11 protein-coding genes and 1 pseudogene are annotated in these 12,452 nt (G+C 53.1%); 3 read left to right on the top strand and 9 right to left on the bottom strand.

Features of this window, described 5'->3' with window-relative positions; genetic code table 11:
* The first annotated feature begins 1 nt into the window (after nt 1).
* On the top strand, nt 2–808 hold the full coding sequence (locus SPI6313_RS05005; RefSeq protein WP_072620013.1) for a hypothetical protein: 807 nt from the start codon (nt 2–4) through the stop codon (nt 806–808).
* A gap of 222 nt (nt 809–1,030) precedes the next feature.
* Here the strand turns inward: SPI6313_RS05005 and SPI6313_RS05000 are convergent, their stop codons facing one another.
* The 3 genes and pseudogenes from SPI6313_RS05000 to SPI6313_RS24995 form a co-directional block, all read right to left on the bottom strand.
* On the bottom strand, nt 1,031–2,131 hold the full coding sequence (locus SPI6313_RS05000) for an isocitrate/isopropylmalate family dehydrogenase (RefSeq protein WP_072620012.1): 1,101 nt from the start codon (nt 2,129–2,131) through the stop codon (nt 1,031–1,033).
* A gap of 309 nt (nt 2,132–2,440) precedes the next feature.
* The gene (locus SPI6313_RS04995) at nt 2,441–4,195 is read right to left on the bottom strand and encodes an ATP-binding cassette domain-containing protein (RefSeq protein ID WP_217650506.1); all 1,755 of its coding nucleotides are present in this window, start codon (nt 4,193–4,195) and stop codon (nt 2,441–2,443) included.
* 74 nt (nt 4,196–4,269) lie between these two features.
* Nucleotides 4,270–4,371: pseudogene (locus SPI6313_RS24995) on the bottom strand (helix-turn-helix domain-containing protein); the annotation flags it as partial.
* Between the two features lie 107 nt (nt 4,372–4,478).
* Here SPI6313_RS24995 and SPI6313_RS04985 point away from each other — a divergent pair.
* Nucleotides 4,479–5,507: a sulfotransferase family protein gene (locus tag SPI6313_RS04985; protein ID WP_072620011.1), complete on the top strand. Its 1,029-nt coding sequence runs from the start codon at nt 4,479–4,481 to the stop codon at nt 5,505–5,507.
* Nucleotides 5,508–5,613: 106 nt separating this feature from the next.
* Here the strand turns inward: SPI6313_RS04985 and miaB are convergent, their stop codons facing one another.
* From miaB to cimA, 5 genes are all read right to left on the bottom strand, one after another.
* Nucleotides 5,614–6,966 carry a tRNA (N6-isopentenyl adenosine(37)-C2)-methylthiotransferase MiaB gene (gene miaB, locus SPI6313_RS04980; RefSeq protein ID WP_072620010.1) on the bottom strand — a complete coding sequence of 451 codons (1,353 nt, stop codon included), beginning with the start codon at nt 6,964–6,966 and terminating at the stop codon, nt 5,614–5,616.
* Between the two features lie 346 nt (nt 6,967–7,312).
* Nucleotides 7,313–7,516 (bottom strand): cold-shock protein, encoded by a 204-nt coding sequence (locus SPI6313_RS04975; protein ID WP_072620009.1) that lies wholly within the window; start codon nt 7,514–7,516, stop codon nt 7,313–7,315.
* A gap of 465 nt (nt 7,517–7,981) precedes the next feature.
* Nucleotides 7,982–8,185, bottom strand: a complete 204-nt coding sequence (locus SPI6313_RS04965) for a cold-shock protein (protein ID WP_072620007.1) — start codon at nt 8,183–8,185, stop codon at nt 7,982–7,984.
* A 132-nt stretch (nt 8,186–8,317) separates the two neighbouring features.
* Nucleotides 8,318–8,599: a hypothetical protein gene (locus SPI6313_RS25340; protein WP_072620006.1), complete on the bottom strand. Its 282-nt coding sequence runs from the start codon at nt 8,597–8,599 to the stop codon at nt 8,318–8,320.
* A 53-nt stretch (nt 8,600–8,652) separates the two neighbouring features.
* The gene (cimA, locus tag SPI6313_RS04955) at nt 8,653–10,281 is read right to left on the bottom strand and encodes a citramalate synthase (protein WP_072620005.1); all 1,629 of its coding nucleotides are present in this window, start codon (nt 10,279–10,281) and stop codon (nt 8,653–8,655) included.
* 159 nt (nt 10,282–10,440) lie between these two features.
* Between cimA and SPI6313_RS04950 the strand changes: the two genes are divergently transcribed.
* Entirely contained in the window at nt 10,441–10,767 is a 327-nt protein-coding gene (locus SPI6313_RS04950; protein ID WP_072620004.1) for a 2Fe-2S iron-sulfur cluster-binding protein, read from the top strand.
* Between the two features lie 19 nt (nt 10,768–10,786).
* Here the strand turns inward: SPI6313_RS04950 and ctpC are convergent, their stop codons facing one another.
* Nucleotides 10,787–12,097: a carboxyl-terminal processing protease CtpC gene (gene ctpC, locus SPI6313_RS04945; protein WP_072620003.1), complete on the bottom strand. Its 1,311-nt coding sequence runs from the start codon at nt 12,095–12,097 to the stop codon at nt 10,787–10,789.
* Between the last annotated feature and the right edge of the window lie 355 nt (nt 12,098–12,452).

The raw sequence follows: 12,452 nt of genomic DNA, 5'->3' as shown, positions 1-12,452 counted from the left end.
CATGTTTGTCACCGAACCCTTAATTTATCTCCAACTCCAAAAAACCGCCTGCACCCATATCGCTCGCCTCCTCAACACCTATCTCGGCGGCGAACAGATCGGCAAACACCGCCGGATGCCGCGCCACTACCTCAATAGCTCCCAGGTGATCCTTGGTTCTGTGCGCAACCCTTGGGATTGGTATGTGTCGCTCTGGGCGTTTGGCTGTAGTGGTCAGGGGGATCTCCGTCGCCGTCTGGGGGAGCGGGAAATTTGGCCCCATCTGAAAAACCTGCCACGTCACCCGACCGGAGCCTTGAAAAACCTACGCGGTGAACTCACCAAGCCGATCCAACAGTGGGCCGACCTCTACAGCGATGCCCATGATCCCCAAAAATTTCGCCAGTGGCTGCATCTTCTCTTCGACCCCCAACGTCAGTATGATCTCCGCGAAGGCTATGCCCACAGTGCGATCGCACCCTTCGCCGGATTGATGACCTATCGCTACCTCCGCCTCCATTGCCTCGATATCACCCCCCTCTATCAACCCCACATCCAAACCTGGTCACACCTCTACGACTTCGACCAAGCTCAAAATATGCTCACCGCCGTGATTCGCATGGAACATCTCAGCGAGGATTTCATCACGATCCTCGCCCAAGTGGGCTACCCCCTCACCCCGATCCAAGCCGCCGAGGTGCGATCGTCTCACAAGTCCAACCCCTCGAACCATCGCCATTTTCGGGATTACTACGATGAGGCGGCGATCGCCCTCGTGGCCGATCGTGAACAGTTAATCATCGAAAAATACAACTATCGCTTTGAGTGATGCGATCACAATTCAGAGTCTTCAGGATTGCGATCGAGGTCTGCGATCGCCACTCCCAAAGCATTCAACCCGATCAATCCGTTGGGCAACCTCTCGTAACACTTGTTCCGGTGTATCTGGTGCAGCCGTTGTCGTACACACAACAGTAGTTAATATGAACTAGTCCAGTGCAGCATATTGGGTGTTAGGGGAAGGGGCGCGATCGCACTCCTTCCCCTGTGTTCAGGTGGATTCGAGGGTTGACCAGACTTCGAGCTTGGTTTGGATTTTTTGGATGATGGTGTCGGTGAAGTCGGACATACTTAGTTGGCCGCGTAGATCGGGGGTGGCTTTGCCTTCGTAGAGGGCCTCGAAAACGGATTCATAAATGGCACGGGAGGCGCGATCGCACACCGGATTCCCCACATAGGTCAGCAACGCCGCCCCCGCCAAAATCATCGCCATCGGGTTAGCAATATTTTTACCGTAAAGGGCTGGGGCCGTGCCGTGGGGAGCTTCGGCCATTACCGTTTTTGCTTGCAAGGTTGCCGGATCAAACCCGATTACCAAGCTTTCCGACCCCGCAATACTGCCGTACATTTGCAGCACCATATCCGACAGTAAATCCCCATCACGATTGAGGGCGGGAATCACCAACGCCTCGCCGCTATTTTGTAACAGCAGCGCAAAGGTGGCATCAATCAGCAACGGTTGATAGGCCACATCAGGATAACGCTCGGCCGCCGCATCGAGCTCTTCTTTGAACATACCTTCATAGGTGGCGCTGACAGTGAACTTTGGCCCACCGAAGACTTTCGCGCCCGTGCGTTGGGCATGGGTAAAGGTAAACTCCGCCACAGTGCGACAGATCGAGCGGCTAATTTTAGACGTGCGCCAGGCGATTTCGTCCCCGGTGTCGGTGGGTTCGCGCCATTCCTGCGCCCCATAGGCATCATCGACCGCCATGCGCATGATCGTGATCGGTGCATACACCCCGCCGATGGGTCGAATTTGGGGCAAGCGTCGCCCGGTGCGCAAAATCACCGACGCGCTCAAGGCTTCGCGCAAAATGGCGTTGGGACTGCCCACGTCGCCGGAGATTTCGGGGGTGATGGTGGCAGCTTTGAGGGCGAGGCCGGTTTTGCAGGTGGCGGCGGCTGCATTCCACACCACTTGATTATTCGTGGCCCGGCGATTGTCGAGGCTCAAATCGTAGTCGATCCATTGCAGCGGTTGACGAATCACGTCCGGCTGGAGCACGCGCAGGGCTTCGAGGAGGAGTTCTTCTCCGGTTTGATCTCCGTGCATGACGGCGATCGCTGGTATGGGTGGCTGAGTTGCCATGGCACACAATACATTCCTGAAACGGCGTTATTGCAGAAATTGTGGTGGATGGCTTGCGATCGCAGTTGTAACGCTTGGCACGGAATCGGTAAGCTTCCAACAATCTTAATGAGACATCAACCCCCAAGCATCAACGCAGACGAAAGGAGACCCAAGAAACACCTCAATCGAGTCTGCATTTTCCCCAGGAATGGGGGGATTCGCTCTATCTCTGGCCGTTTGATGCCATGACTGTGGATGAATGCGTGGTGAATGGTGAGGTGCGTAAACGAGTGGGGACTAGATGATGACCCTTGATTGGCATTGCGTTTAAGCACCGAGATAGGCTTTCATGACTTGGTCATTTTGGGCCATTTCTTGACCTGTCCCGGATTGGACAACTCGGCCCGTTTCGAGGAGATAGGCACGATCGGCGATCGCCAGCGCCAAGCTTGCCATCTGATCAACCAGCAAAATTGTCATTCCCTCATCCCGCAGTTCGGCCAGGGTGGTGAATAGATCCGTGACCAATTTGGGGGCGAGACCGAGGGAGGGTTCATCGAGGAGCAGCAGGTGGGGTCGCCCCATTAGCCCCCGGCCAATGGCAAGCATTTGCTGTTCTCCGCCCGATAACAGGCCGGCTTTTTGGTGGCGGCGCTTGTGTAACCGAGGGAAGCGATCGAGCACCTGGACAATATCAGATTCAATGTCGTCATCCTGACGGGTGAAGGCTCCGAGGCGCAGATTATCGATCACGGTCAATTCCTTAAACACCTGACGACCTTCTGGAACCAGCACCAGACCCTGCCGGGTGATGTCATAGGTCGGCGTGCCAATCAAGGAGCGATTTTCCAGGGTAATATCACCCGCCCAGGGTTGGATGAGTTGCGTAATCGACTTCATTAAGGTGCTTTTCCCGGCTCCGTTGGCCCCAATTACGGCCACTAGTTCCCCGGCATTAACGGTGAGATCAATGTCTTTGAGCACTCTGAGTTTGTCGTAGCCGGCCACAAGCTGGCGCACGGTGAGCAGGGCTTGGGGATGGGGAGCTGCCGGGCGGGCGAGGTTGGGAGACTCCACCCCCAGGTAGGCGGCGAGAACGTCGGGGTCTTGCTGCACCTGTTTCGGCGGGCCCACACAGATGCGATCGCCACTATCGAGCACCACCACCTGATCAGAAATTCCCATCACCAGATCCATGTCATGCTCAATCAGAATCACCGGAATGCCGCTGCTGGCAATGCGTCGTACCAAACGGGCTAATGTCTGCTTATCATCTTTATTGAGTCCGGCGGCCGGTTCATCGAGTAAGAGCAATTGAGGGCCAAGCACGAGGGCGCGGGCAATTTCCGCCAGTCGTCGGTCTACAAACGGGAGGTTGGCGGAAATTTGATGCACATCTCCTTTAAACCCCACGAAGGAGAGCACCTCTAGGAGATTTTTTTCCGGCTTGGGGGCATTTTTACCCCGCCCGATCAGAGCCGCCAAGATCGAGCCGGGATGTCCCTCACGGGCTGCCACGCGCAGGTTATCAATCACCGAGAGGGAGTCAAACAACCGGGTGGCCTGAAAGGTGCGCCCGACTCCTGCTCGTGCGATCGCTAAACCCGACTGAGCCGTAAGGTCGGTCTGACCGAGGCGGATCGTGCCGGTTTGGGTTTGGTAAAAGCCGCCAATCAAATTCAGCAGCGTGGTTTTGCCCGCCCCGTTCGGCCCAATCACAGCGGTGACGGTGCCAGGGGATGCGGTCAGGCTGACATCATTCACCGCCCGCACCCCACCAAACTGAATCCCCACACGCTCCACCTCTAACGCGGCAGCGACATGGTTACGGGTAATCAAGGCAGGCATCGCATCGGGCGGCGTATCCAACGGGTAAACGGGGGATTTGCGATCGAACCAGCGACTCAGCAGGCTGGTGATCCCAGCCGGGGCGAGCCACAGGGTTAAGAGCAGCAGCACCCCAAACACGAGCAGTTGATAGGTGGCAAAGTCTTTAATCAACTCCGGCAACAGCACCAACACCACGGCCCCCACTAAGGCCCCTTCCACCGTACCAATCCCGCCCAAAATGACCGCTAGCAAAAATAAAATCGATCGGTGAAAGGTAAAGCTATCGGGGCTGACAAAGCCCAGGGTTGAGGCAAAGAGGGTACGGTTAGGGTACGGTTATAGACGAGTCGGGTACAACCAATCGTCCGCCTGAGCAACTGCTCTTGCTCTGCGGTTGGATAAAAACGGTACGTAAAAGCTTGTTCCATGTCTCACGTTATAGTATTCATCTTGTGAGAGTGCGGCTCAAGCCCCATGAGTTCGCTTTTACTCCCCGGTCTGAAGACGCGGGTTTTCCAAGCTCACGGAGGTTTTCATGAATAACAACCCAATTTTTGTGTTTGGAACCCATAAATCTGGTACGAGCTTGGTGCGATCGCTGTTTGATGGTCATCCAGATTTATTTGTTGCGCCCATTGAAACCCATTTTTTTCAGCATCTGCAATATTGGATTTCCTACGCGATGCACAGCCCCCACTATCGCAAAGGGCCTTGCACCATCAACGCATTTATTCAAAACATTAAAGGAGGCATCCGCTATGCAAATACGGAAGATAACCCATTTTCCGATGCGATCTCTAAAGAACGATTCAATTTAGAACAGTTTGACGCGGCCGTTGAGCAGGCCGTTGCCGGATGCGATCGCCAGTCTGACGTGATGAATCCGGCTGATTTATTTTTGATCTATATGAATGCAATTCATCAGAGCTTATTCGATCGCCCCCTTGCTCCAGATTGTCGAATTCTTGAAAAAAGTACCGAGACGTTTGAATTTGCCCTTGATTTACAAAAAATGTTCCCCGCTGCTCGTTTCATCCATGTGGTGCGTAATCCCTATGCCAATCTCGTTTCCCTACGAAAATTCAAAATTTTCAACCGCAACAAACGCATCATTGAGCACTATCCCTGGATCGGTACAGAAATCCGCAGCATCACTCAATCCTTTTATCATCTCGATAAAAATTGCCGTCTGCTAGACCATTATTTTGTCCTCCAGTATGAAGATTTACTATTAGATTCACAGGCTATGATCCGGCAACTCTGTGATTGGCTCGATCTAGACTTCAACCCAGTTCTAGAAACTCCCACCTTTTTAGGGAAAGCATGGCAGGGGAATAGCACCTCCGGTCAAACGTTTTCGGGCATTTCTCAGGCCCGGCTTAACCAGTGGCAGCAGGAAATTTTTCCCTTAGAAGTGCATTTAATTAATCGCACCGTGCCTGATTATATTTTTGAACGGTTCCATTATGCTCGCCAAGAACCGCAACAGCCGTTTTATTGGCCCGCTCGCCATGAATATCCTCAAGAATATCTTGCGAATCGGCTGCTGGGCCGGTTGGGTTAGCTTGTCATGTCGTCCGGCGATCGCCCTTCAAAATCATGAAGCCCCTCGCCCCATGGAAGAGGGTTTGGGGCAATGGGTCAACAGGCAATTAACACCGGCTAAACACTTACACCAACACCGGCGCGACCTGTTCCCCGGTGAGGCTGAAGGCGCGAATTTCCGTGATTCTCACCGGGACGGTTTGCCCGTTTAACTGGGCAATATCCCCCGCGAAGAACGTGAGACGGTTGCTTCGGGTGCGGCCCATCACTTGGGTCGGGTCTTTGGGGTTTTGGGCTTCAACGAGGACTGCTTCAATGCGATCGCGATACCGTTGCGATCGCTCTACCGCTTTCGTTTCCACCAGACGATTGAGCCGTTGGAGGCGATCGCGCTTCTCCTCCTCACTCACCTGCTGCTCCCACAACGCCGCCGGAGTCCCCGGCCGGGGGGAATAGGCCGCCGTATTGAGCAAATCGAACCCAATCGCCTCAACGAGATCTAACGTCCGCTGAAACTGTGCCTCCGTTTCCCCCGGAAACCCAACGATCGCATCCGCACTAATCGACGCATCAGGCATATAGTCCCGCACCATCTCAATAATTCGCCGATACTTCTCCTGGGTATAGCCCCGCGCCATCGCCTTCAGCACCTCATTATCCCCGGACTGAAACGGAATATGGAAATGCTCACACACCTTCGGCAGTTCCGCACAAGCCCGCACCAACCGCTCCGTAAAATAACGTGGGTGACTCGTCGCAAACCGAATTCGCTCAATCCCCGGCACATCATGGATGAAATAGAGCAAATCCGTCAAGGTATGCTGATGGCGACCCTCGGCGGTGCTGCCCGGCAAATCGCGCCCGTAAGCATCAATATTCTGTCCTAACAGCGTGATTTCCTTAAACCCTTGTTGTGCCAAGTCTTCAATTTCGGCGCGAATTGCCTCCGGTGTGCGGGACTGTTCCACCCCACGCACCCCCGGAACCACACAATAGGTGCAGCGTTCATTGCACCCATAGATCACATTCACCCAGGCCGTCACCTCACTATCTCGGCGCGGCTTCGTAATATCTTCGACAATATGAATCGGATCAGTGGCCACCACCTGCTGCCCGGCGAACACTTGATCAAGGAGATCCCCTAAGCGATTGGCATGTTGTGGCCCCATCACCAAATCCAATTCCGGGACGCGCCGCAGGAGTTGTTCGCCTTCCTGTTGCGCCACACAGCCCGCCACCACAAGGGTTAAGTCCGGTTGCGTCTGTTTCCGTTTTGCCTGCCGTCCGAGGTAGGAATACACTTTTTGCTCGGCGTTGTCGCGGATAGTGCAGGTGTTGTAAAGCACGAGATCCGCCGCGTTGGGGTCATCACAGGCAATCATGCCCATATCGTCTAATACCCCAGCCATGCGTTCGGAGTCGGCTTTGTTCATCTGACAGCCGAAGGTGATGACGTGATAGGTGCGCGGGGTAGTCATGGGCGGGGTCGGGGTGGGTCAAAACAGCCTTTCTATTGTACAGAATTGTCTGAAAATGTTGTCTTGGGGGATGGGATGCGATCGCAACAATGGCTGATCGCAACAATGGCTGATCGCAATGATCAGCCATCCATCAACACGCTTCAGATTTAGAAGTTGCGTTTTCTAGTGAAGCACCCTGAGCAAAAGGCGAAGCCTGAAACTCCCAGGGCCAGCAATGTCCATCATTGAGAAAGGGCGATGGACGAGGTGACTCTTTCCGAAAAATTGATCAAGACAGTGTGTTTCGGCAGTGAAGCACCATCCTGTTTCGGGAGATCACAGTCATGCGCTGATGCAAATTTCTTCACTGTTTCACATGGACATTTTCTGCGGCTGGCCCTTTGGGAGCTTGGACAATATCAAAGGTAACCTTTTGCCCCTCTTGTAATTCCCTGAAACCCTCTGATTTGATCGAAGAATGGTGAACAAAGACCTTCTGTCCGTCATCAGACAGAATAAAACCAAATCCTTTAGTATTGTTAAACCATTCCACTGTGCCACTTGCCATGGTGCATTCCTCTTTAAAGGTTTGAATACTTTATTTCAAAATTCATAGTAACAAATAATTTATAAAAGGGTTAGATCTTCTTAACAAAAGTAGAAAAAATAGAAAAGATCTCGCGCATCAGATCTGACGCAATAGACTACCCTCAGTGAGGAAAATTCGAGCCGTTGAGTCCCTCGAAAAAGTGATCGCGCATATCGGGTGTTCATTCCCTTCCGGATCATGATCTTTGGGAAAAGGGAACGAAAGGGGCGATCGCAACAATGGCTGATTGCAACAATCAGCCATGGACTAACATCTATTTTTTCAGATGCTGAAACACAGATGGGTCAGCGTTTAATCGTTCAAAACCTAAGTTTTAATGCTCTTCATACCGGTTGGCACTGGAACGTTACTGTAAAGTATGAATTTCAACAGATGAAGTCCTACGATTGAGGCTGTTCATCTGCTAGGACAGCGAAAGAGTGACTAGATGATATGAACATTTTCGGCTTGGGGGCCTTTGGCGGCGCTGACGACATCGTAGGAAACCTTCTGCCCTTCTGCTAAGGTTCGAAAACCAGTACTTTTGATTTGGGAAAAATGAACAAAGACTTGAGTGCTATCATCGTCGGATTGGATAAAACCGAAGCCTTTCGATTCGTTAAACCATTTTACTGTGCCTGTGGCCATAGAGAAGCTCGCTTTTCGTATGAAATAATCTGAGCCTCCATCATAACAAATTGTTTATCAAATTGGATAATACTAAATCTCAGATTATAGTAGTAATTTTCGCGGCTGTTCATTCTAAACTAAAGTGAAAAATTAAAATCTAAAGAATCTTGTCTCGGAGCGGGATAAATTTAGAATTTTAGAAACTAGTGAAACAGATGTAGTCTCCACTGTGGGATTAAATGATCGATGATCAAAAAAAAGGAAGCGCGATCGCGATCGCGCTTCTTGGGGGTCTTGGGGGTCGCGGTTTGCTTTGAGCCGCTTCATCCAAAGCTTATGTTGTTTTTTGATCTGTCGTTGTCGGGCTGATCCGCCGCTGCCTTTATGATTCCGACCGCGACGGCGGGGGGATTCCCAGCGTTTGAGTCGCATGGTGGTGTTGTGAAACTACAGCTTGTAGTATAGCACGGATGAGCCGGGGCATTTTAGGAAACAGGTGCGATCGCTGGCGTATTCAGCAGCAACCCATACTCAATCCCTTCTACCACCGCCCGATAGGAGGCATCGATAATGTTGGTCGAAACCCCCACCGTTGTCCAGCGTTCCGCCCCGTTGCTCGACTCCACCAACACACGGGTGATCGCGTCGGTTCCCGATGCACTATCGAGAATGCGCACTTTGTAGTCCGTGAGGTAGAAGGTCGCCACATCGGGGTAGAACTTCACTAATGCCTTGCGTAGGGCCGCATCCAGGGCGGACACCGGGCCATTCCCTTCGGCAACTTCAAGAAGGGGCTGATCGTCAACGCTGGCTTTGATCGTGGCGATCGCATTATTGCCGTAAGAATGTTCCATTCCCTGCAAAATATCGCAATGCACCTGGAACCCCTGCAACGTAAACAACGGCTGCCGCTGTCCCAAGGCCGAGCGCATCAACAGTTCAAAACTCGCCTCCGCCGCCTCGAACTGATACCCCTCGCTCTCCAGTTGCTTCAATTGCGTCAAAATCTCCCGGCATACCGTCCCCTTCGGATCAAGTTCAATCCCAAACGTCCGCGCCTTCGCCAGCACATTACTCAACCCCGATTGATCGGAAATCACGATCCGCCGCTCATTGCCCACCGCTTCGGGCGCGATATGTTCATAGGTGAGGGGATTTCGCGCCACCGCCGACACATGAATGCCGCCCTTGTGGGCAAAGGCAGAGCGACCCACAAAGGCCGCGTGATCGTTGGGGGCTAAATTCACCCATTCACTAATCGCTCGACTGGTGGAACTCAACTGCTGCAACTGTTCCGGCGCGATGCAGTCATAGTCCAGTTTTAATTGCAAATTGGGAATAATCGAGCAGAGATTCGCATTGCCGCAGCGTTCGCCGTAGCCGTTAATCGTCCCTTGTACCATGGCCACGCCATCCATCACAGCGGCGATCGCATTGGCCACCGCCAGTTCTGAATCGTTGTGAGTGTGAATCCCCAAACGGGGCGCGTCGGGGTGTTCCCGGAGGTCAGGAAACGCGGTGAATACCCCTTGGACGATCTGGCTAATGTCGTGGGGCAGCGTGCCGCCGTTGGTGTCACAGAAGACGAGCCATTCCGCCCCGGCATCCCAGGCGGTTTTTAGGGTTTGCAGGGCATAGTCCGGGTTAGCTTTGTAGCCGTCAAACCAATGTTCTGCATCGTAGATCACCCGTCGCCCTTGGCTGCGGAGATATTCGATCGTGTCGCGAATCATGGCGAGGTTTTCGGCCAGGGTGGTTTTTAACCCCGCTTCAACATGGAGATCCCAGGACTTGCCAAAAATGGTCACCCAGCGCGTTCCGGCGGCGAGAATGGCTTGAAAGAGGGGGTCTTCGGCGGCGAGTTTGCCGGGGCGACGGGTGGAACAGAAGGCGACGATCTCCGCTTGGCTGAGGGGTTTTTCTTGGAGTCGCCAGAAAAATTGCACATCTTTGGGGTTTGCTCCGGGCCAGCCTCCTTCAATGAAGGGAATCCCCATTTCATCGAGTTTTCGGGCAATTTTGAGCTTGTCGTCAATGGACAGGGCGATGCCTTCCCGTTGAGCGCCATCGCGGAGGGTGGTGTCGTAGAGCCAGATTTTGCGTGCCGTGTCCATTGCCTGAGGGATAAGGGGTGTTGAATCAAAGGGGGGAGGGGCGATCGCTGCCCTGCAATCATGAGACTACGTTAAGATCAGCCCATGTGATGCGTCGAGTCTGCATCAAGAGAGTCTTCAAAAATTGTAGCGAGAGATTGTCCCCAATCAGGAAAACCGATGCCAACCGTAACAGCCCAAGGAAAATCCATACCCTGCGAGACCGGTGCGAATCTTCGCCAAGTCCTCCAAACTGCCCAAATTGACCTTTATAACGGTAACGCCCGCGTGATTAACTGTCGCGGCTTGGGTTCCTGTGGAACCTGTGCGGTCAAGATTATTGGCCCGGTGTCCGAGCCGAAGTGGAAAGAACGATCGCGCCTTTCCCTCCCGCCCCACAAAGCCGATAGCGGCCTGCGCTTGGCCTGTCAGGTGAACGTTTTGGGCGATATTACGGTACAGAAATGCGATCGCTTCTGGGGTCAGGGCGATCGCATTCTCTGGTAACGAGGTCAGGACGCAGCCCTTAACGCACCATCACTTCCAATTGAGTGCCGCTATGGGTTAGCACCTGTTCGAGCAACACTTCAAGGGATCGGGCAAATTGAGGATCATCCACCGTCCCGATTCGATTGTTGTTGAGTTGCAGTTCTTCCCGCTCCTCATCGCTCAGTTCCACCACCACATCCGGCTTAATTTTCTTGTCCTTGGTGATGCTGCGGCCGTTGGGGGTGCGATATTCTGCGATCGTCACCGCCAAGCCTGAGCCATCACTCAAGGGACGCACCGACTGCACCAACCCTTTGCCAAAACTCTCCGTCCCAATCAAAATCGCCCGCTGATTATCTTGCAAGGCAGCAGAAACAATCTCGCTGGCACTGGCCGAACCGCCGTCAATCATCACCACCAGGGGTTTATCCGTCAGGGCGGTGTTGTTCGCCACTTGGCGTTCCACTTCGCCGCGACGGTCATGGGTGGAGACGATTTTGCCTTCGTCAAGCCACATCCGGGCAATGTCCACGCTGGCGTTGAGGAGTCCCCCCGGATTTGAGCGTAAATCGAGCACATAGCCCACCACCGTATCCGGCCCGTTCATTGCTTCAAACTCTCGGAGTGCCTCGCGCATGTCTTGGGCGGCGTTGGCGTTAAATTGGGTGAGGCGAATATAGGCCACATTACCCGATCGCGTTTCTTCGATGCGGGTACGAACGGGGTGAATCTCAATACGATCGCGCACAATCGGAAAATCAATCTCGCGATCGCCCCGTTGGATCGTCAAGATCACCTCTGTGCCGCGTTCACCGCGAATCAGTTGCACCGCATCATTCACCTCCATCCCCAAGGTGTCTTGGCCATCAATTTTCGTAATGATGTCTTTGGCAATAATCCCCGCATTGAAGGCCGGGCTGTCGTCAATGGGCGACACGACGATGAGGCGATCGCTCTCCTCATCCTTCGCAATTTGAATCCCCACCCCCGTCAACGACCCCGATGTATCGATCTGCATATCCTCGAACTCTTCCGGGTCCATGAAGCGCGTGTAGGGGTCATCCAGGGTTTCGAGCATCTCACGGATCGCCGTATAGGCTTCCTCGTCATTCCCGTAGGACGCTTCTAGATACTGCGTGCGAATCTGTCGCCAATCCTGCTGGTTAAACGTGGCATCAACGTAATAACGATTGATGATTTGCCACACTTCATCAACGACTTCCTTGGGGCTACTGCTCAGATTTAAAATTTGACCTTGGGAAAGATGTAGCCCAGCGCCGGTCACTGCCACAGTGGTCAAGATAAACGCTGTTGCTCCAAGGACAAGTCCACGTTTTGCCAATACCATAAACACTTGTTGGGATGAGGAGAAGAACTTAAGCACACAAGCTCACTCTAACATAGGATTTTGGGACTGGCTTGTCGATTCCCCCCCTCGGTCGGGGTACATTCAACCGGAATGATCCCATTGATTTCCCCCTTAAATCTGCCGGTCTGAGGCGAGGAACCCATGGCAGGGTCTAGTAAAATTCCATTGACTTACAGTGTTTCCCTCGGTGAGTCACTTGTTCTCCTTCTGGGGTAATTTCAATACATTCCCCCTGTCCGGTATTGGCATTCCGAAGATAGAAAATCAACCATAGCCCTATCGCTATCAAAAAAATAACCATAACTAAGCCAATTTCTTGGAGTCTGCGATTCCA

The organism is Spirulina major PCC 6313, from assembly GCF_001890765.1.
Classification (GTDB): domain Bacteria; phylum Cyanobacteriota; class Cyanobacteriia; order Cyanobacteriales; family Spirulinaceae; genus Spirulina; species Spirulina major.
Note: the sequence above shows the minus strand (reverse complement) of the source record. Positions and strands in the feature narration are given on the sequence as shown.